Raw genomic sequence first — 19,097 nt, forward strand, 5'->3', positions numbered from 1 at the left:
GATGCTACTAGGGATTAACATTACACTAGTTGGTGGTGTGGTCACACTAGATAATAATTTAAGTTTAGGAGTTTTAGGTTACTTTATAGTGGTAGTGGGTTTAATACTATCTTTTATTGGGTCTACCAAAAGAGATTAATCAATCCTATTTCAGCTAACGGAGAGCTTATGTTGAATAAGAATTACGAAAAAACAACAAAATCATTTACTAAGTGGTCGTCCATGTATCGCATAAACAGCTATACACCACAGAGAATGAAAATGGTTATTTTCATGTTAGTAAAACGATACGATTCAGAAAAAAATTTTATTTCCACAACTAGCTAAATAAGGAAAACCAAAGTCTAAATTCCTCGTTATAAAAAAGGGGGGGGGTAGGCTTTTTTACTTCATGGGACAAGGGGGACAAATCACTGGTACCTTGTCCGATCGTTTAAGAGAATAGTGAACAGATAAGTCATAGCAGAGGGACAGTGAACCTGTCCCTCTGTCTCTTGTTAGATCAGGATTATCTTCCACTAGTTTCACATGTTATAATTTTCATAAAAACCTAAAAAAAGGGATACTTGTAAAATCGTGTTTTATCTTATATCATAAAGTGAAAATTAAAAATGACTGGTGTGGTTAATTTGAAAAAAGTAACAATCTTCTTTTTTGTTTTAGTGTTATTAGTTGGGTGTGGATCAAAGCAAGATAAGAAATTAGAAAAAACATTATTTGAAATTATCGGAGAGGAAGAAAATACACAAATTGACATAGCAGAAATGACAAAGTTTAGTTGGGATAAAGCATTTCTTTTTGAACCATATACCAATGAAAGTTACATGTCTTATCAATTAGGGGTTGATTTTAAAGATCGTAGTAATTTGGATTGGAGAGAAGATATTTATCTATTGGTTTTTCTTTATGAAGATAAAGTGACTAAATTTATAGAAATAGAACGTCAGAGATCTACTTTCCATCTTGATGAAGGAAGAGACTATCTTACGCCTGAAGATGCAATAATATATATTAATAGACTTGAATGAATTACAGAAGAAAAATATAGTAGCATGATCCTAGGATCCTAGTGTTGAGGTAACAGCAACACCGCCTGTTAGGTCTATACAGAACCACAATCAATGACTTTTTCAAATTTAATACACGACATAGATAGGGGATTGTTAAAAATTCCTCAGTTTCAACGCGAATTTGTTTAGTCTAAGGAACAATCTACAAAACTATCAGACAGTATTATCAAGGGATACCCAAATGGAACGTTATAAATTGGGAAACAGATGAAAGGTACGATCCATAAGAAATATTGGAGAGCTACTTAGTGGAGAGGAATTTTTTATGGTATTCAAAAAAACATTTATCAATTTTGTTATAGTTCTACTAATACTATGCAATATCCCACTTTATTATTTATATACTCAAAAAAATGCTGAATCAGAAATCCGTCTAGTCGCTCTATATAATTTATACGAAGATGGATTAAGTGCAGATGTTCATTTGACTAACATGCTAAATTTATCTGATAAGGAACACTTGCTATATGCCTACGCAGATCTATATAGTGCTTTAAAAGCACATAGAAATTTTATTATTATGCTTGGAATAGATACACAGGAAGATGTAATTGGTTTTTATATTAATATGGTAAAAAGTTGGATAGAACAAGATATTCAACCTTCTGATGAAGTGCTGCAAAGCGCTATTACAGACATTAGCATGATTAGGGATACTTTATGGCGATGGGAAGAAACACCTGGAAAACATAAAGCGGATAATATTTTTGGTTGGGATAAGAATGCATATGAAGAGAATATAAAACACTTAAAGGGGAATTTGTTGCTTTATTCAGAATAAATTGCTCGATCTATGACAAGTTGAGTAAATATTTTGAATGATAGATCGGATCATTTAGTAGATATTATCTTGGTTAAGTTAAATACCTGTTGCATAGTAAAATCCTTTTACGCAGCAAGTAATAAACCAACTAACTTCATAGATTCAAGTAATTTAATAATTCTTTTCATACCTTATTTGTTATTTTCTGGTATGATTTATCTATGAAACACTTTAGTTTGTGAAGTGTTTCACTTAAACTATCCAGCAGAATAATTGAGAATAGGGGGGGACTACCATAAGAAAGATTTACAATTTTATATCAAAACAAGATACATTTATTCGTATTGCCATATATGTAGGGGCAGGTTTTATTATATATTTTGCAGGTTATTTGTTTGGAGGGTTAATTGGAAGGCTAACATAAAAGTTGTTTTACTAACGGAATGCGATAGCGGTACAGAGCTATCGCTTTTCAACTATTGAAGCAGTTTAGTTGAAGTTAGGTCAGGGGAATTATGTTAAGCTAGAAGAAAAGTTTAAAGTGGGTAATAAGATATGGATTTCTATTCAGAGCTTACTGTTAAAGTATAATAATAATTTTTTGCTTATAAGACGGACTTCCAAATTTATGAAAGTCCTCGTTTTTTCCTGCAAGTGCATTCACAAATGTAAGAAGACTATTTAAAGGACTCTGCCATCATAACCAATTGTTTTTTACTTATTTCCTTTGGGGTTAGTTTCGAATAATAAGTAATTTCGTAGTTTATACCCTCGTCATTCCAATACAGGATCCTTTTCCCAGAGTTATCAGGTATTAAAACCCCATTTTTTTCCTTCCCAATTATGATATTATTTTGTCCTGAATCAGCTTCGTAAATAAAATCTTTATTACTTATTCGAATACCCAGTGTATCTTTATTTTTATTCATCAACATTACCGTAACTTGTTCACCATTTTTATCAAAATTTGTTTCATATAACCACATTTCTTCAAATGGGACTTTATTGGGTAATTTTATCTCATATGAGAGGTTATACATTTCAATTTGCTTAATTGTTTCTGAATTTTCATATTCATACATCTTTCCCCTAAAACTAGACCACCCTAATACCGCAGTTAATATTAGTCCTACTAAAATTAAAAAAGTTACTATTTTTCTTTTAAACATATTATTACTCTCCTTTATTAACTGCCTGAACAACTAAATATAGTACTGCTCCAATGATTTTCAAAAACTTTGTCATAATGTAGGTTTTGCTAATCTAACTATATCATATGTTTCCATAACAGAGATTAAATTCCAATCACCAATCATTTTTCTTGTAGTTGTGATCTCGAAGGCCTTCCTTAAATAAGAGGTATAACGTTTTTCTTATTGATGTAACGGGTGAGGATATATCATTGTGAAATTAGGTAATTAAAGTAACGATTGCTTATGTTGATTAAGAATTACGAAAAAACAACAAAATCATTTACTCCCTAGTACAACGATACTGCTGAATATTAGGAAACAATCACGTTTATTAAGTGATCGTTTCTTCGCATTTGACTATAAACAGTGCAGCAAAAATAAAAACCTACCTACTAAAAGGGTTTAATCATCTAACTAAACGTTCGTTTTAGCTGTATTCTCACTACATAGTCTCTTTTAGCTTCAATCGCAGCATTATAACAACAGTCGCTACTCATTTACCTTCACTAAAAATGATTTACTTTACAAATGATTAAAAAAGGAAAAGATACAATGTGTGTGGAATAAATATTTAAAGGAGGGTATTCCCAACTTACTGGAGGTGAGACAAAATGAGCGGCAAAAGGCATTTTTCAAAGTTTACCGTCTGCTCCAAACAAAGACTACACAACGAGTCGGCTATACTTTGTTTGGAGCCTAATAAATACTAGTAATATTCCTTCATTGTTCTCGGCTTTGTAGTCTTTGTTTCTATCTGAAATGAACATTTTGGAAGGAGCAAAGAGATGAAGTATTACAACATCGAAAATGTGTTACCAAAAGAACTTATTACGGTGATTCAAAAATATATTGATGGCGGATATATTTATATACCCAAGAAACAAGAAACCCACAAAGCTTGGGGAGAAAAAAACGGGACGAAAAGCTATTTAAGCAAAAGAAACCAGGCTATTTTCTGTCGCTATCAGTCAGGAGTGTCGACCATTCAATTGGCGAAGGAAAACTATCTCTCTGAATCTAGCATCAGGAGGATCATTAACCAAGAGAAGAGACGTTGCTTAAGTACGTGTTCAAGTTTAAGGTAGAATCATTCTTGAACAACGCTATTTCTAACAATTGTGCTACAGTTAATTTAGTAGCGCTGAGTAAAAGAATAAATGCTTAAATAAAACGCAAGACTGGATGCTACTTACGCTATATTGAGCGGTCAGGGCATCCTTTTTTCTATTAACATTAGCGGGATTTAGAAGGTTGCGAGAAAATCACAATTACACTTTTTAAGGGTTAAGGGAGTGATGAACATGGATGTTAGCGTTGAACTGGTTAAAGAAGAGGAGTCATACATAATAAGAAATTTATATCCCTTATATTTACATGATTTGGCTGAAATATATGGGCACTATCCAAACGAGCACGGGATTTTTGAAGAAAGCAATCAATATCGCACCTTGAATGACCAATATGACGTACAGAATATTTGGTGGCAGAAACCTGACACCCTTTTTCCTTATTTAATCAGAGTGGATGGTCGGCCAGCAGGTTTCATGTTGATTTCGTCACCTCCGTACTGTAACAAAGGAATTGATTATTTCGTTCATGAAGCCTTTCTTCTTAGACCATTTCGGGGGAAAGGGATAGCTGAATATACGGCTGTTGAGCTATTTGAGCGTTATAGGGGAAAATGGGAGTTATTCACGAACCCTACTACTGAAACGAATAAAAGAGGGCAACATTTTTGGCGAAAAACAATTGGAAACTATACGAACGGTAACTTTACGGAGGAGTTCGGAGAGACGTTTGATGGTTATAAACTAATATTTAGATTTAAAAATACGATTAAGTAATAACTAGCCTATTGCTAGAAAAAAACGGAGTGGTTGAGGTGGAAAGAGCATGAAGAGTGGAGCAGAAGTAATGAATATAGTTGAAATTAAGCAAATGGTGATGAACGATTATAACCTCGGTGGTGTAAAACAAATCGAGTTTCTGGGAGAAAGTGATAATGTGGCTTTTCGAATTGATACACTAGACGAAAAAACGTATGTATTAAAAAGTCATAAAGCATCCGTTTCAAAAAATATGATAGAATCCGAGTTCATGTGGCTTGAAGCACTGGCAACGGAGAGAACTATAAAGGTCCAGAGGCCAGTAAAAAATACAATGGGAGAATGGACAACAAAAGTTAGTGACGGAACAACGGGAGAGCAAGCATACTGGACATTACAGGATTGGCTTGAAGGAGAAACCTTAGACCGGCAGCCAACTGAGGATGAGCTGAAAAAGCTTGCACAATTGATGATCAAGCTTCACAAGCACGCTGCTAACTGGAAGGCTCCACAGGGGTTTGAGCGTTTATCCTACAACAGCGATCATCTAGTGGATTCTCTTCAGCAATTAGAGCCGCTAATAACCGCAGGTGTCCTGACTAGACAGGACTTTCAAGTGATTGACGACACGGTGAAAAAAATAGTAGCGCTACTTACTAATATGGAGAAACAGCCTGAGATATGGGGAGTTATTCATGCTGATTTGCACGAAAGTAACTATATTTTTCATGAGGGCGAGCCGTACCCTATTGACTTCTCGTCATGTGGCTTTGGGTTTTACTTATTTGATATTGCAGAGACTCTTTTACACCTTGTACCAGATAACCGAAAGAAGTTCGTCCGCTATTATGGACAAGATCACTGGTTGCCAGACAACCATCCAAAACTTCTAGAAGCATTTTTTATCTGGGCGATCATCGGCAATTTTGCATTTCTTTCCCGGAATGCAGCAGAGCATGAAGGATTAACTACCGCATTTCCTATGCTAGTAGAAAAATATTGTAAGAGATTCCTTAACAATGAACGCTTTTTACTTGAAGAGTAAAGCATTGCATAGTAAAGATTGAGCTTCTGAAATATTTTACTTGTTTATAATGAAATTTTTGACTGGTAGTATAGAAATGACTGATCATTCTTACGAAAACTAAGAGCAACAACTTGTTATTTTGGTATTATTGATTTATGAAGATCTATGAATTTGTAAATTATTTCACTTAAACTAAAGAAGCAGAATTCTTGAATAAGCACATAAAAATAACGGGGGAGAAATAGAGATTGGAAACTATTGAAATAGTAGAGTTAAACGAAGAAAATCTTGAAGGTACGGGTTGTTACTGTCTTCGCAGTAAGCCAAAATCAACAGGTTATACAAATAAGAACAACTGGATAAGAGGAAGGTTTAATGAAGGTTTAAAATACATAAAAATAATGGATGACAACAAACCAGCAGGCTTTATTGAATATACACCAATTGAATATTCTTCAAGAGTTGTCTATGGAGATAATTATTTGGTTATTCATTGCTTATGGGTAAATGTTACGGGGAAAGGATATGCTTCAAAATTAATTGATAAATGTATTCAAGATGCGAAGGAACAAAACAAAAATGGAGTTATCGTAATTACAAATCCAGAAACTTCTTGGACACCAAGTAAAGATGTTTTTATAAAAAATAACTTTTATGAAATTGAACAAGCTCCTTATGGTTTTGAACTACTTGTATATAAATTTGGGGATTTCCCAAATCCACATTTTCCAAAGGATTGGGATGAGAGGTTGAAAAGATTTAACGAATTAACAATCCTACGAACAGAGCAGTGTCCATTTGTAGATATAGCAACTGACAATGTTATAGAGGGAGCAAACAAATTAGATATTAAAACACAAATTATTGATTTAAAAGATAGAGAAGAATTGTTGGAACTTTCACCTACGCCTTATGGTATCTATGGAGTAATTTATAAAAATGTATTGATTTCGTTCCATAGACTTACGGTACATTCTGCAATGAAGAGATTAAAAGAGTTAACTTAATTCAACTAAACGGATGCAATAGTTGAAAATCAGGAGCTGTCGTTGGCGGTAACTCCTCTCGCCTAACACTGGATGTGCCTTTTGTTTATTGTGTTAACGGGGGCGATAGCATAAAAAGCTGTCGCTACTCTAACTTGAAACAAACAATCAACCATCTTGCACTAACGGATGGCGTTAATTCTAGAAGGAATTAACGCTTTTTATGTGGAATTTATTTACAAGGAAAACAGGTTATGTCGAAAGTGGTTTGACTTAGAGAGGAGATAAAAAAATGATTGAATTACGAAAAATAAACGGGGATAACATAGATGAAGTAATAACGCTTGATGTTGAAGAAAACCAGAAAGAATTTATATTAGAAACTACTAACCTTAGATGCTTCGCAGACGCTCATATGTTGAACACAGATGGTATACCAGCTTCTCCATTAGCTATTTATGCGAATGATACGATGGTTGGATTTTTGATGTTTATTTATGATACGACGGATCATGAATCATTTCAAAATGAAGTTTATTACGGGAAGAAGACCTATTTCATTTGGCATTTTATGATTGATAAGCGTTATCAGGGGAAAGGATATGGCAAGCTTGCCTTTGAAAAAATGTTGGCGGATATTGAAACTATGCCAAATGGCGATGCAGAATCTGTAGACCTCTTTTATCATAAAAGTAATGTCATAGCTAAAGAATTATACGCTTCATTGGGTTTTGTAGAATCAGGAATCATTCAGGATAATTCGGTTCATGCGATTAAATATCTAGACTCTAGGACCAACCAACTCCTTGAATTATGAGCAGCTCAGAATTTCGCTATAGTTACAAAAGTTCTCGATTTCGTAGTGGCGCTAACGGAGAAATATTAGGTTATATATAATGAATTCGGAAAGGGGAAGTCAATGAAAGAGGAGCAGTTCAATTTACAAATTGATAAAGCTGAGTATGAGGATAAAGGAGTTCTTCGGAATTTAATAAATCTTTATGAGTATGATGTAAGTGAGTTTAATGGAAGTGAACCAAACTGTTTTGGTGTGTTTGAATATCTCTATCTTGACCATTATTGGACATCAAAGAGTATTGAAGAGGAAGGGAGAATCCCTTATTTGTTAAAAGTAAATGGCAATTTAGCAGGTTTTGTGTTAATTAACAATGTTTCTTGTTTAAATAGAAAAGACATTACATACACCATTGCTGAATTTTTTATTTTGAGAAAGTGGAGAAGAAAAGGAATCGGTAAATTAGTTGCTTTTAAAGTGTTTAGTAGACATGCTGGAAAATGGGAAGTTGCACAAGAACGTGAAAACACTAAAGCACAGATATTTTGGCGTTCAGTAATATATGAATATACAAAAGGAAATTTTGAAGAATTAGAGACTGCTAAAAAATTTGTGCAAATATTCGATTCGAACTAGATTTTTGATTTTATAAGGAATAACAAATTTTGTTCAACTATCGAATGCGATAGTGAAAGAAGCTGTCGCTACTCTTGTTCCAGTATTGAAGAGAATAGTTTTTTAGCAATTCATTATTAACAATTGGTGAAGAATGAATTGTAAGGAAGGGGCATTTAAGTGTGGGATGATTTCAAAAAAAAAATAACATATGATTCTGTTGCGGGAATGGCTTATATTAATCTTACTGAACCATGTAAATTTGAAATTACAGATACAGAGGAGTTACCAGAAAACACTTACTTAAGCTTAGACTTAGGGAGGGACGTTCCCATTGTTGGCATAGAATTAGGTGGTCAATTTGCTGAGAAGATAGGGACTTTAAAAGACGAACACAAGCAATTCTTAACTAAACAAAAGGAAGATGGAGAAGTTGTTTTCTTGTTTCAATTAGAAAACAAACCTATTCATAAATCAGTTTCATTCGAAGGAATTGTTGAGGTGAAATTCTTATTCGCTGATGATAATTGCAATGATTTTATTGGAATTGTAGTTAACGGTAATAATCAAAATTATCGAAAGTATTTAAGCGAAAAATGATTCGCCTATTTAAGTAACGGTGAGCTTTAATGGAACAAGCCGTTGTTGCTGTTGTGGTGCTAACGAAGCAGATTAGTGAAAGAAAATGTTGTAACTATAATTTTTTAATTTATTATCAAATTATCAATGCGGGGTGATATTGGTGAGTAAAACTAACGCTATCATATTTGGGAGTTTAATTTTAGCGACTATATTTGCAATATTTGGTCAAGGGGTGGCTTACTTTTTGAATGAAAATTTAGCTGAAAAACATCCAATATATTATTTAACTGTCTTAACGATAACAAGTATAGTCTTGTATTTTAGTTCTTTTGTTTTGATATATCTTCAATATAAGAAACGAAGATTTGATAAGAGTAAAATTGCCTTATATTTTTCTGTATTTGGAGGAATTAGCTTCTTTATTTCTTGTTGGTCTTTATTTGTTTTGGCTATGTGGTGGGGTTAATGTGCGTTTGTTACTCCACTAACGGAAGCTTATCTTGAATAATGAGTAGCACTCCCTTGTTCCGTTAACGAGCAGGTTAATGCAACAAAAAAATCTAAATTGTGCAGTAGGACCTATTCGAATTGCAGAATTATTTGGGGAGAGATATAAATTAACAAGGGATTTGTTTTTTTATTGAACAAACAGGTCGGATATTGTCATTATTAAGTTAGTAAATATGAGGGCGTGTTAGGTTAATGAAGTATTCAATTTTATTAAGTTTTATTATAATTGGAGTTTTATTTGGCTGTTCAACAGATATGAAACCATTTCGTGGTGACAAAGTTATTTTTAAAGTTGTTCATGCCGAAAGCAATTCTGAGTTTGAGTCTTATACTTTTGAAGTTACAAACAATACTGGTTATGAATTATCACATCTTATTTTTTATATGAATTATCCAATAATTACTCCTAATGGTTCAATGAATAATCCCTTTGTGATTGAGGGAGAAGTAGATAGCAATATAACAAATCCAATAAAACTTAAATCAGGTGAAAGTATTAAGTTTTCAATATTTTGTCCTATAAAAGAAGTATTCAGAAATACTGATTTACTCGATACTTGGTATCCCAATATAGAATTAAAGGGTTATATTAAAGAAGGGTTTCATGAAATACCTTTTGGAGTATATAGGAGTCTAAGTGATATGGTTGATAATTAAATAATGCTTACTGAGCTAGCTAACTGAGTCTTTACTGGAACAGCAGCATTAAAGCTTTTGTTTCATTATTAAAGCAGAATACTTCAATAATGAGTAACTTTCTAATATTCAAATAATCAATAGTGAATAACAAAAGAGGTGAGAAAAATTAATAAACAAATTAGCATTATTAATTTTGCTGTATTTCTGATTATTTTAATGCCAATTGTGTACGGGATTAGCTATGTATATGAACGTACTGGAAGTGCTGGAATAGCATTGAGTATGAAGACAGAGGAGAAAATTTTAGTTAACAGCAAGCATTATATTATTTTAAGAAGTGAATATGACCCTAATCACAAAATTAAAATTGAAGTACCAGCAACAACTTGGGATCTCGTCGAAGAAAATGAAAAGTATGCAATTAGATACTATAAAAGATTATTTGATAACCATTATAAACTCGAAACCATTGAACATGAAAAGGACTAATTTATTAAAATCTTACTTTTCACGAACGAGTGCGATAGCTTAAAAAAGGTTATCGCCTTCTCTTTGCCGAAGTATTGAGTAGGTTAGTTTAGGAGAAATTAGGTATTTAAAAAAAATCAAATTCCTTTATTAAACCAAGGAGGTAATGTATTGGATAAAAATAAAAGGCTAATTTTAGGATCTGTGTTCATTTTAACTAGTGGACTAATTTTTACGATTGAAAGATTAAGTAGATACGTCTATTGGTCAGCACAAATAAACACTGGACAGTATGCAACTAATCCAAAAACAATACCAATATTAGATAACCCTTTTATAGCGTTATTTTTCCTTATTGGAATTATCTTTGTTATCGTGTCTTTCAAAAAGGAAAGTCATTAAACTAAAGGAGGCTTTAGCATAAGGACGGGAAGTCTGTTTTGAAGACCGTTCTTTTTGCGTGGTACGCTAACGAACAGTAGCGTTAAATAAGCAACAACGAGGAGAGTTTTTTTTGAAAAAGGTTTGGATTATTCTTAGTTCAATAGTAGCGGTAGTTGTTTTAGTGGTCATATTAAATCAAAAATTTATGTTCAATCCTCTATCTTTTAGTTCGGATGAAGTAACTTACAAAGATTGGTCTAATTATACTTATCCAGCAAAGATAGAATATCTATACTGGGACAATAAAAATGGTTGGACAATTGGTAGTGAAAGTAGTAACAAAAAGGAATTAAAATTTATTTTTAGTGCCATGAAAGAAAGTTTAGAACAAGGTAAAATACCGCAAGAAGAATTCCATAATAGTGTCATCGAAAGGGACATGAAGTTAATAATTAGACGTTCAGACGGCCTTATCTTGTTTCAATTTGACTATTATGAAGGTGGTAATATAGCGAATATAGGAAATGGAAACTTTATCAAACTACCATCTGACCTCAAAGATATGCTATTAGAAAAAACTTTTAATTATTTTTAAGAGAAGAGGATAATATGAAAAAAATAATTATCATATTCATAATTCTATCCTTGGTGATTTTTGCTGGATGCCAAAAACAGAAAGATGGTAATATCGATGCTGATTTTTCACCAGAATCAATTAAGACGAAAGTAGTGGAAATACTTAGCGAGAAGTCTCTCTCTGTTGAAATCGTTGAAAAAAAAACCGATAAGTTCAAAGTTGGTGATATAGTTAAAGCTGAGTTTACAGATTCCAATAAGCGAGCAATGGAGATTATTGAGGGGTTAAATACTGGAGGTATAATACAACTTCATTATGTTGATATCGATAATAATTACGAAAAGAATCTGGACCTCATTAAATGTGATGGATTGGATGTTTACGATGTTGATGGAAATGAAATTGTTATTTTTTATCGCTAATTAATACAGTTTACAAGGAAAATGTATAAATCAATTTTTATGGGACAAGGGGACAGGTACCTTGTCCTACCGTTTAAGACTATAGCGAACAGATAAGTCCCAACAGAGGGACAGTGGACCTGTCCCTCTATAATAAATTAGAAAACTTAGTTGAATTGTAGTAAAATATGTAAATAGAACACGAGATTGCTAGAATGTTTACATATAAATTAGTTTAAGCTGAAATTGGACTATGGGTTGGACCAGGTAGATCTAAAACAAAGGCCATTTCTAGGTTAAAAAATGGATTAGATACCTTGAGTATTGGATCATCAAACGCACTTATTCTTGCAAAATGGGCTTCGCCAACTGGGCGATATAGACATAATGATCCACATTCTCCACCTAGTCCTAGAAATGGAAAGCGTACATTTGCACATCATCACCCGCATGATTATGGTACACATTCATTCTATGGTGGGGGTAAACTCTGGTAACTTATTATTTTAATTAATAAAGGATGTATATTATGGGTTATAATTCTTATTTAGAGAAATCATTTCCACCAAAACAAATTAAAGATGTAGATTATTTATTAAAATATTATTTAGAAGGAATAGAGATATCTAAAGAAGATAAACGTATTAAATATATATTGGACGATCCATATGCTCCAGAAATCGAGCTAGTTAAAGGAGTTTACGTTATCTATAAGAAAGCGATACTCGAATTCCTTGAGGGACGAATTCATTCTATAAATAGCTATGAATTTAATAGCCTAAATAAAAAGAATAGAACTATTTCAGACGAAGATTTAGAATATGTACTAGAGATGGCGGCGGTTGTTGTACTTGCAAGTGAAAAGAACCATACACTTACACAATATTTTATTGCTGGTACAGGAGAGAAATTGAACAGTATATTAAACTTATGTCTTGGTTACTCTAAAGATTTAGAGAATAATAAATTTAAAATTAGTTTGCAAAATTTTATTGATGATGTTGAAGTAGTTAAGCAGATGGGTTTATTAGAAAAAATAATCGGATTTTAGTGGGGTGGAAGTTAGCTATGCATGTAGATAGGGATGGGACAAGGGGGTACCTTGTCCCACCGTTTAAGACTATAGTGAACACAGAGGGACAGTGAACCTGACCATCTGTCCCACCAAGTAGTCTATCGTTTCCTCATGTTGAGGAATTGATAGGCTACTTTTTGTTATTTTCCTTTCACTTTCAACCAAAAACAAAGAAACTCCTCACTTCTTGTCGAATAATTCATATATAATTCCATTTATAGTTGAAAAAGGGAGTTGTAACAACTCCGAGGATAGGCTGTTTTCTATAGAATAATAGGACCAGAAAGGACCAGACGCAAATGAAAATTGAAATGGGAGAATCCCTTATGCTATCTTGGCTGCGACATACTAAGCATTGCCAATCCGTTCAGTTGAATTGGAAGCAATCGACGAGTTCCTGGCAGCTACATAACAAAGAAAAAATTGAACAGTTAATGAAAGTGACTAGAGTGAAATCATTGGGGATGAGTTTTAAATGAGTAGAGTTGATTTAATTCGTAAAGAAGAAAAGAAATACCATGATTTTTGTTATGAAAATTACAAATTATTCGAGGAGGGTTCATGGCTAAATAAACCAGTTAAAACAATAATTGATTTACTACCATTGCTCAAAGGAAAAACTAATCCTAAAGTTCTTGATTTAGGTTCAGGAGTGGGAAGAAACAGTATCCCAATTGCACAAGAAATTAAAAATAAAAATGGAAAAGTTGTCTGTGTCGATTTATTGGATTCTGCATTAGATAATTTAAAACTTTATAGCAAAGAGTATGAAGTAGAAGAAGTAATTGAAACGATAAAAGTAGATATAGGGCATTACGATATTGCTAAAAATGTATATGATTTAATCGTTGCCGTATCAACATTAGAGCATGTTGAATCAGAAGATGTTTTTGAAAATGTAATTAGAAAAATGGCAGTAGGAACAAAAAATGAAGGAATAAACTGTTTAATTGTTAATTCAGAAGTAGAAGAAATTGATTTAGATACAAACGAGAAATTAGATGTGATGATGGAGGTTAATATTAAAACTGAAGACATGTTGAATAAATTAAGGCATATTTACAATGGATGGGAAGTAGTTAATCAGTTAGTAAAGCCATTGGAATATAAAATTGTTCGTGATGAAAGAACTGTATTGTTAAAAACAAATGCTATCACTTTCGTAGTAAGAAAGACGATATCTTATCGCTAAAAGTGTAATGATTTTCTAATGCCGCGCTAACAACAAAAGAGATATAACTTCCTCTTATAGGGGATGGGAGGGCAATAAAAGTAAACATATTTACCGTTAAAGGAATAAGCGGAGGTTTAAATGGACTTCCGATTTTTTGTTTACTAAATACTGCACAGTAGATTCTAAACTTGTAACAAATAGAGGCTGATTATCAGCCCCATTTATATAATTCATAACCTACATCATCTAGTTTGGTAGAGTATCTTAACCCAGATATCTCTGGAAGAAGATCTCTATGGCTACCCCAATTCAATATATGAATATCTTGAATTTCAGAGTCAGGTAGTGACGAAATGCTTCTCGCATTATATGCAGGTTTATGAACATAAATTAAAAATCTTTCGGCAAGGTCAATTTCTTTAGACCATACTTCTTCTGGTGGTGTAATAGTACCATGTAATCTACCAACGTAAATTTTGTTATTGTTGGCATCGTTAGTGTTTAGCCAATTTTCTTGAGAAATTCTTTTTCCAAGAGTTTGATAATCAGCTTTTCCTATATACAATAAAACATCTTTTCCATAAACAGGGTGTTTACCGTAAATTTGATATATACCATAATCAAATTCTCCATTAGTTAAAGAAGGTAGGTCGATTAAGTTGAAAGGACCTTCCCATTGGATTTGTATTAGTCTAGTATTGGTATTTTTCATATAGAAACACTCCTAGGATATAGATTTAAATGAATTATATCATTTGTTGATAATCATATAACCAATTTTTTATTGCAACCACACTGGTAATATAATAACCAACTAAGAGAGACGATTGAATTCATAGCAATCGTCTTTCTTAGTTGACCTATACTGCTCAAAAAATAAAGTTTGATATATGTTCCTCAGACCATTGTTTGAGTGAGGTTTTAGGTGAATAAATATCATTGTACAGCGGAAGTTAGCGAAAAAGTACGGAGTAATGCAGGATTGTTAATGGGAATAAAAAATAGTAGTTCATATTAACTAATATCCAGTGGGGATATATCATAATATGAAAAGAGGAAAAGGAAATGTCTACTCCAATTATAAATACTAAACTTAATATACCACTTGAGTAAGAATTCTGAATTTCCTTCACCTATTAAAAGTGCCATTTTTTATTCAGGAAAAACGAGTAGAATTAATGTGGCTCATTTTATGTCTGAGTTAATTATCAATGAAGAATTGTGAGAGAAATGGAAAGGAAAAATGCTTGTTATTTATAATGATGATTCGTAAATAGAGGGAGGAAATACATGAAAGCGATTGTATGCAAAAAATCAGGTTCACCGGATGTACTGAAACTGGAAGAAATTAGTAAACCTACTCCAAAACCAAATGAAATTTGTGTCAAAGTGTATGCCTCTTCTGTTACAAGAGGAGATGTCAAATTACGTATAATTCCGCGCTTTATTCTTTCCGTTATTGGATTAATGTTTGGCTTTAAGGCTATGCAGGTACCTGGAGTTGAGTTTGCTGGAGAGGTTGAAAGTGTTGGTGAAAATGTTAAGGATTTTAAAAAGGGAGATCAAGTGTTTGGAACTACGACTGGATTAAGATTTGGAGGTAATGCGCAATATGTATGTGTTCCAGAAAAATCTAAGACAGGAGTTGTCACAAAAAAGCCTGAGAACATTTCTTTTTCCGATGCGACTGTCATTCCAGTTGGGGGCATGACAGCACTGTATCTATTACGAAAAGGAAATATAAAAAAAGATCAGAAGATTCTAATATATGGTGCATCGGGATCGGTAGGGTCATATGCAGTTCAACTTGCTAAGTTCTATAGAGCTAAAATAACCGCAGTATGTAGTACAAATAATATAGATTTAGTAAGATCTATAGGAGCTGATGAAGTAATAGATTATACTAAGGAAGTATTTACAGAAAGAGGAACTGAGTATGATATTATTTTTGATGCTGTAGGAAAGATATCTAAGTCTCGATGTAAAGATATCTTAGTGAAGAATGGAACTTATATCTCTGTAAAATCTCCAACAAAGGAAAGATTAGAAGACTTGTTGTTCCTTAAAAAGTTGATAAAGGAAGAGGAAATAAAACCGATTATTGATAGGGAGTATACATTACAAGAGGTTGTAGACGCTCACAGATATGTAGAGGGAGGACACAAAAAGGGTAATGTTGTCATCAAGGTTGAACATTCTAATCATCAACTCCATAATAGATTGTGAATTCTTCACTACACTAACAGGAGCTAATGTTGAATTGGAAAGATCAAAAACAGCAGAGTCAATTTGCTGCGTACAACCATACTGGTTATAGAATAACTCACTAACAAGACGATTGTGCTAGTAGCAATCGTCTTTCGTATTTGACACTAGTTTTCGTTTTTTGCAGACAAAGGGCAAGGGTCCATTCGCTCTTTTCACCGTCCTTTGGGCTAACGGCAGATCGGAACCTTCCCCCGTTTGCGCTTATGTGGAATACTCGTTTAAAAAAACTGAAAATTCACTTAACATTTAAGGTATAATGAGGTAAGTAATTTTTACACTTCGTATTTTTAAAGGAGATGGTTGAAATAAAAGCAATTGTATGTAAAAAATACGGATCGCCGGATGTTCTTGAACTAAAAGAAGTGAAACAACCTATTCCCAATGACAATGAAGTATTGATTAGGGTATATGCAACATCTGTAAAATACGGAGATATTGTGGCCCGGAATTTTAGAGAAATCTCACCACGTAAATTCAACATGCCCTTACTCTTCTGGTTTTTTGCAAAAGTGTATTTTGGATTCCGGAAACCTAAGATAACCATACTGGGTAGCGAATTTGCTGGGGAAATTGAATCAATCGGAAAAGATGTTAAATCATTTAAACCTAGAGACCAGGTTTTTGGATATCTCGGCCAAAAAATGGGTGCTTATGCGGAGTATATTTGTATGCCAGAAAAAGGATTATTGGCAAAGAAACCAGCGAATATGTCCTATGAGGAAGCCACAGTTGTTCCTTATGGGGCAATAATGGCGTTGAATTTGCTTCGAAAAGTCAATGTTGATAGTGGACAAAAAGTGCTTATCAATGGTGCATCTGGAGGGATAGGATCAGCAGCGATACAGATTGCCAAATACTTTGGTGCAGTAGTTACCGGAGTATGTAGCACTCCGAGAATAGAATATGTAAAATCATTAGGTGCTGATAAGGCCATTGATTACAACAAAGTGGATTTCACCAAAAACGGTGAAACTTACGATCTTATTTTTGACATCTTAGGGAAAAGTTCGTTTTCACGTTGTAAAGGTTCGCTAAAGGAAAACGGGCACTATCTATTAGCTAGCTTTAAGATAAAACAGCTTTTTCAAATGCTATGTACTTCCATAATAGGCAGCAAGAAAGTTGTCTGTGCATTAGCAAACGAAAAGGCTGAAGACTTAATTTTCCTCAAAGAGATTATGGAGGAGGGCAAAATAAAATCGGTTATCGATAGATGCTATCCATTGGAACAGACTGCTCAGGCGCACCATTATGTTGAAACGGGCCTCAAAAAGGGAGATGTAGTCATAATTATATAATATTTTTGTTATGAACAATATTACCAGATGCAGTGGTGCGTTCACTCACCTAAGTAATTGCAATGTAAATATAGGACGTTCTTTTGATATTAACCCACTTTCACAGAGTTACAAGAATTACCATGTCTATCATTATAATCGGCAAAGAATAATGTACCTTACTGGAAAAAAGTTGCTACCGTTTTGCATTGGAAAAATCTCACATTAGCAACTTCAGGATGAGCAATACGCAGTGTTTGGAGAACGAGAAGTTGTCCTTGACAAGGGGTACAGATCACAGGTACCTTGTCCCACCAAATCGTATTTTTGGAAAACGTTAAGTAATGAAGAGAATATTGGTGTTTTTGTTAATCCTAAGCTTGTTAACTAGTTGTGTAAATAGTACACAACAAAGAGTGTACAAGTAGAGAAACCAGTACCAGTAGAATCTATCATCTGGGAGGAAATGAGACTTACTGAAGAAAAGAAAAATAATTTAGCTCTACTCGGCAAGATATGGGGCTTCTTGAAATACTAACATCCTTCAGTGGCAAAAGGAGAAATTGATTGGGATCAAGAATTGGTGAATATGATTCCAAAGGTACTTCAAGCGGAAGACACTGAAGAAAGAGACCGCATAATTACGAAGTGGATAGATGGTTTAGGAGAATATAAAAAGAAGGGGAAGTTGGCAAATTGGGTAGCAGGGCTCAAGACAGAGGATTATAGACAGCAACCTAACCTAGAGTGGATTTCAACGTCAGGTTTAGATACAGAATTAGTAAAAAAATTAGGAGACCTTAAAGAGGCAAAAAGGAGCAATAAGAATCACTATGTTAGAATTTTAGGGCGCTATGCTAGATTGTAGGGATTGCCCGTATTCCAAATGTTGATGAGAATCCATATGCTGAAAGTAGGTAGTTTTACGGAAGGTAAATATGTAGAGTTACCTAAGAAGTATGGAAAAAGGAAAGCTTATAGATTTGACCTCGCTGATCAACATATTGTCTGTAGTACACTTGAATTAGAAAATGTATCTTCTCGATTTTTCTATGACTCCGCTTTTACAACAAATGAATTAGCAATACTAAAAAAGTTAGGTGTTTTTAACCTATTAAACTATAAGTTCTTTAAAAAGTTCTTTGTTAAGATATTTGTTGGAGCGTTAGATATTTTTGAAAAGTTAAAAATTGGCTCAAATGATTATTTAATTAAAGCTGAAGTGTGTGGAGAAATTGAGGGTAAAGAAGTGACAATTGAATCAGTAATATTTGGTTCAAATAATACCGAGATAACAGGGAATGTTGCTTCGATAATAGCAAATAAGTTAGTCGAAAATAAATATTCATCGGGTGTACACTACACGGAACAGCTTTTTAACTTAGATGATATATTATCAAATTTAAATGAAATAGAATATAAGTACGAGGTGAAAATCTCGAACTAACAATGAGGTATATTTATAA

Annotated in this window: 26 protein-coding genes; 24 read left to right on the forward strand and 2 right to left on the reverse strand. The window is 33.3% G+C overall.

Features of this window, described 5'->3' with window-relative positions; genetic code table 11:
* Window positions 1-629: 629 nt before the first annotated feature.
* Entirely contained in the window at window positions 630-1,028 is a 399-nt protein-coding gene (locus tag ACK4M9_RS19300) for a hypothetical protein (RefSeq protein ID WP_409854226.1), read from the forward strand.
* Between the two features lie 307 nt (window positions 1,029-1,335).
* Window positions 1,336-1,851, forward strand: a complete 516-nt coding sequence (locus ACK4M9_RS19305) for a hypothetical protein (protein WP_409854228.1) — start codon at window positions 1,336-1,338, stop codon at window positions 1,849-1,851.
* A 659-nt stretch (window positions 1,852-2,510) separates the two neighbouring features.
* Here ACK4M9_RS19305 and ACK4M9_RS19310 read toward each other — a convergent pair.
* Window positions 2,511-3,002 (reverse strand): hypothetical protein, encoded by a 492-nt coding sequence (locus ACK4M9_RS19310; protein WP_409854229.1) that lies wholly within the window; start codon window positions 3,000-3,002, stop codon window positions 2,511-2,513.
* Between the two features lie 809 nt (window positions 3,003-3,811).
* Between ACK4M9_RS19310 and ACK4M9_RS19315 the strand changes: the two genes are divergently transcribed.
* The 17 genes from ACK4M9_RS19315 to ACK4M9_RS19395 all read left to right on the forward strand — a co-directional run bounded on the left by ACK4M9_RS19315 (window position 3,812) and on the right by ACK4M9_RS19395 (window position 14,104).
* Window positions 3,812-4,111, forward strand: coding sequence for a CD3324 family protein (locus ACK4M9_RS19315; protein ID WP_409854230.1), 300 nt, complete (start codon window positions 3,812-3,814; stop codon window positions 4,109-4,111).
* A gap of 216 nt (window positions 4,112-4,327) precedes the next feature.
* The gene (locus ACK4M9_RS19320; RefSeq protein ID WP_409854232.1) at window positions 4,328-4,870 is read left to right on the forward strand and encodes a GNAT family N-acetyltransferase; all 543 of its coding nucleotides are present in this window, start codon (window positions 4,328-4,330) and stop codon (window positions 4,868-4,870) included.
* Between the two features lie 49 nt (window positions 4,871-4,919).
* Entirely contained in the window at window positions 4,920-5,897 is a 978-nt protein-coding gene (locus ACK4M9_RS19325) for a phosphotransferase enzyme family protein (protein ID WP_409854234.1), read from the forward strand.
* Window positions 5,898-6,127: 230 nt separating this feature from the next.
* Window positions 6,128-6,886 carry a GNAT family N-acetyltransferase gene (locus ACK4M9_RS19330; RefSeq protein ID WP_409854236.1) on the forward strand — a complete coding sequence of 253 codons (759 nt, stop codon included), beginning with the start codon at window positions 6,128-6,130 and terminating at the stop codon, window positions 6,884-6,886.
* A gap of 271 nt (window positions 6,887-7,157) precedes the next feature.
* The gene (locus ACK4M9_RS19335) at window positions 7,158-7,682 is read left to right on the forward strand and encodes a GNAT family N-acetyltransferase (RefSeq protein ID WP_409854237.1); all 525 of its coding nucleotides are present in this window, start codon (window positions 7,158-7,160) and stop codon (window positions 7,680-7,682) included.
* A gap of 102 nt (window positions 7,683-7,784) precedes the next feature.
* On the forward strand, window positions 7,785-8,297 hold the full coding sequence (locus ACK4M9_RS19340) for a GNAT family N-acetyltransferase (protein ID WP_409854238.1): 513 nt from the start codon (window positions 7,785-7,787) through the stop codon (window positions 8,295-8,297).
* A gap of 159 nt (window positions 8,298-8,456) precedes the next feature.
* Window positions 8,457-8,876 carry a hypothetical protein gene (locus ACK4M9_RS19345; RefSeq protein ID WP_409854239.1) on the forward strand — a complete coding sequence of 140 codons (420 nt, stop codon included), beginning with the start codon at window positions 8,457-8,459 and terminating at the stop codon, window positions 8,874-8,876.
* Window positions 8,877-9,018: 142 nt separating this feature from the next.
* The gene (locus tag ACK4M9_RS19350) at window positions 9,019-9,324 is read left to right on the forward strand and encodes a hypothetical protein (protein ID WP_409854241.1); all 306 of its coding nucleotides are present in this window, start codon (window positions 9,019-9,021) and stop codon (window positions 9,322-9,324) included.
* A gap of 236 nt (window positions 9,325-9,560) precedes the next feature.
* Window positions 9,561-10,025, forward strand: a complete 465-nt coding sequence (locus ACK4M9_RS19355; protein WP_409854242.1) for a hypothetical protein — start codon at window positions 9,561-9,563, stop codon at window positions 10,023-10,025.
* 138 nt (window positions 10,026-10,163) lie between these two features.
* Window positions 10,164-10,496 carry a hypothetical protein gene (locus tag ACK4M9_RS19360; protein WP_409854244.1) on the forward strand — a complete coding sequence of 111 codons (333 nt, stop codon included), beginning with the start codon at window positions 10,164-10,166 and terminating at the stop codon, window positions 10,494-10,496.
* A 150-nt stretch (window positions 10,497-10,646) separates the two neighbouring features.
* Window positions 10,647-10,877 (forward strand): hypothetical protein, encoded by a 231-nt coding sequence (locus ACK4M9_RS19365; RefSeq protein WP_409854245.1) that lies wholly within the window; start codon window positions 10,647-10,649, stop codon window positions 10,875-10,877.
* A 112-nt stretch (window positions 10,878-10,989) separates the two neighbouring features.
* A complete protein-coding gene (locus ACK4M9_RS19370; RefSeq protein WP_409854247.1) occupies window positions 10,990-11,454 on the forward strand; it encodes a hypothetical protein in 465 nt (154 codons plus the stop codon).
* A gap of 14 nt (window positions 11,455-11,468) precedes the next feature.
* Window positions 11,469-11,858, forward strand: a complete 390-nt coding sequence (locus ACK4M9_RS19375; protein WP_409854249.1) for a hypothetical protein — start codon at window positions 11,469-11,471, stop codon at window positions 11,856-11,858.
* Between the two features lie 296 nt (window positions 11,859-12,154).
* Window positions 12,155-12,334, forward strand: coding sequence for a hypothetical protein (locus ACK4M9_RS19380; protein WP_409854251.1), 180 nt, complete (start codon window positions 12,155-12,157; stop codon window positions 12,332-12,334).
* 32 nt (window positions 12,335-12,366) lie between these two features.
* Complete coding sequence (locus ACK4M9_RS19385) at window positions 12,367-12,888, forward strand: hypothetical protein (protein WP_409854252.1); 522 nt, start codon at window positions 12,367-12,369, stop codon at window positions 12,886-12,888.
* Between the two features lie 350 nt (window positions 12,889-13,238).
* Window positions 13,239-13,391, forward strand: coding sequence for a hypothetical protein (locus ACK4M9_RS19390; RefSeq protein ID WP_409854254.1), 153 nt, complete (start codon window positions 13,239-13,241; stop codon window positions 13,389-13,391).
* Window positions 13,388-14,104, forward strand: coding sequence for a class I SAM-dependent methyltransferase (locus tag ACK4M9_RS19395; protein WP_409854256.1), 717 nt, complete (start codon window positions 13,388-13,390; stop codon window positions 14,102-14,104). Before ACK4M9_RS19390 ends, ACK4M9_RS19395 begins: the two co-directional genes overlap by 4 nt.
* 193 nt (window positions 14,105-14,297) lie before the next feature.
* Here the strand turns inward: ACK4M9_RS19395 and ACK4M9_RS19400 are convergent, their stop codons facing one another.
* Complete coding sequence (locus ACK4M9_RS19400) at window positions 14,298-14,798, reverse strand: hypothetical protein (protein WP_409854257.1); 501 nt, start codon at window positions 14,796-14,798, stop codon at window positions 14,298-14,300.
* A gap of 578 nt (window positions 14,799-15,376) precedes the next feature.
* On the opposite strand from ACK4M9_RS19400, the gene ACK4M9_RS19405 reads away from it, so the two are divergent.
* The 5 genes from ACK4M9_RS19405 to ACK4M9_RS19425 all read left to right on the forward strand — a co-directional run bounded on the left by ACK4M9_RS19405 (window position 15,377) and on the right by ACK4M9_RS19425 (window position 19,078).
* Window positions 15,377-16,312, forward strand: coding sequence for an NAD(P)-dependent alcohol dehydrogenase (locus tag ACK4M9_RS19405; RefSeq protein WP_409854258.1), 936 nt, complete (start codon window positions 15,377-15,379; stop codon window positions 16,310-16,312).
* A gap of 347 nt (window positions 16,313-16,659) precedes the next feature.
* Window positions 16,660-17,652: an NAD(P)-dependent alcohol dehydrogenase gene (locus ACK4M9_RS19410; RefSeq protein ID WP_409854320.1), complete on the forward strand. Its 993-nt coding sequence runs from the start codon at window positions 16,660-16,662 to the stop codon at window positions 17,650-17,652.
* A 323-nt stretch (window positions 17,653-17,975) separates the two neighbouring features.
* Window positions 17,976-18,059 carry a lipoprotein gene (locus tag ACK4M9_RS19415; protein WP_409854322.1) on the forward strand — a complete coding sequence of 28 codons (84 nt, stop codon included), beginning with the start codon at window positions 17,976-17,978 and terminating at the stop codon, window positions 18,057-18,059.
* Window positions 18,060-18,211: 152 nt separating this feature from the next.
* Window positions 18,212-18,499 carry a hypothetical protein gene (locus tag ACK4M9_RS19420; protein ID WP_409854259.1) on the forward strand — a complete coding sequence of 96 codons (288 nt, stop codon included), beginning with the start codon at window positions 18,212-18,214 and terminating at the stop codon, window positions 18,497-18,499.
* 18 nt (window positions 18,500-18,517) lie between these two features.
* Window positions 18,518-19,078: a hypothetical protein gene (locus ACK4M9_RS19425; protein WP_409854261.1), complete on the forward strand. Its 561-nt coding sequence runs from the start codon at window positions 18,518-18,520 to the stop codon at window positions 19,076-19,078.
* Window positions 19,079-19,097: the final 19 nt, after the last annotated feature.

The organism is Anaerobacillus sp. (assembly GCF_046314235.1).
GTDB lineage: Bacteria > Bacillota > Bacilli > Bacillales > Anaerobacillaceae > Anaerobacillus.

Excerpts from the sequence above, each read along its gene's own strand:
- ACK4M9_RS19395 (WP_409854256.1), top strand. The coding sequence starts at position 13,388 with ATGAGTAGAGTTGATTTAATTCGTAAAGAAGAAAAGAAATACCATGAT.
- ACK4M9_RS19310 (WP_409854229.1), bottom strand. The coding sequence starts at position 3,002 with ATGTTTAAAAGAAAAATAGTAACTTTTTTAATTTTAGTAGGACTAATA.
- ACK4M9_RS19335 (WP_409854237.1), top strand. The coding sequence starts at position 7,158 with ATGATTGAATTACGAAAAATAAACGGGGATAACATAGATGAAGTAATA.
- ACK4M9_RS19320 (WP_409854232.1), top strand. The coding sequence starts at position 4,328 with ATGGATGTTAGCGTTGAACTGGTTAAAGAAGAGGAGTCATACATAATA.
- ACK4M9_RS19390 (WP_409854254.1), top strand. The coding sequence starts at position 13,239 with ATGCTATCTTGGCTGCGACATACTAAGCATTGCCAATCCGTTCAGTTG.
- ACK4M9_RS19415 (WP_409854322.1), top strand. The coding sequence starts at position 17,976 with ATGAAGAGAATATTGGTGTTTTTGTTAATCCTAAGCTTGTTAACTAGT.
- ACK4M9_RS19305 (WP_409854228.1), top strand. The coding sequence starts at position 1,336 with ATGGTATTCAAAAAAACATTTATCAATTTTGTTATAGTTCTACTAATA.
- ACK4M9_RS19355 (WP_409854242.1), top strand. The coding sequence starts at position 9,561 with ATGAAGTATTCAATTTTATTAAGTTTTATTATAATTGGAGTTTTATTT.
- ACK4M9_RS19385 (WP_409854252.1), top strand. The coding sequence starts at position 12,367 with ATGGGTTATAATTCTTATTTAGAGAAATCATTTCCACCAAAACAAATT.
- ACK4M9_RS19315 (WP_409854230.1), top strand. The coding sequence starts at position 3,812 with ATGAAGTATTACAACATCGAAAATGTGTTACCAAAAGAACTTATTACG.
- ACK4M9_RS19375 (WP_409854249.1), top strand. The coding sequence starts at position 11,469 with ATGAAAAAAATAATTATCATATTCATAATTCTATCCTTGGTGATTTTT.
- ACK4M9_RS19340 (WP_409854238.1), top strand. The coding sequence starts at position 7,785 with ATGAAAGAGGAGCAGTTCAATTTACAAATTGATAAAGCTGAGTATGAG.
- ACK4M9_RS19325 (WP_409854234.1), top strand. The coding sequence starts at position 4,920 with ATGAAGAGTGGAGCAGAAGTAATGAATATAGTTGAAATTAAGCAAATG.
- ACK4M9_RS19425 (WP_409854261.1), top strand. The coding sequence starts at position 18,518 with ATGTTGATGAGAATCCATATGCTGAAAGTAGGTAGTTTTACGGAAGGT.
- ACK4M9_RS19400 (WP_409854257.1), bottom strand. The coding sequence starts at position 14,798 with ATGAAAAATACCAATACTAGACTAATACAAATCCAATGGGAAGGTCCT.
- ACK4M9_RS19405 (WP_409854258.1), top strand. The coding sequence starts at position 15,377 with ATGAAAGCGATTGTATGCAAAAAATCAGGTTCACCGGATGTACTGAAA.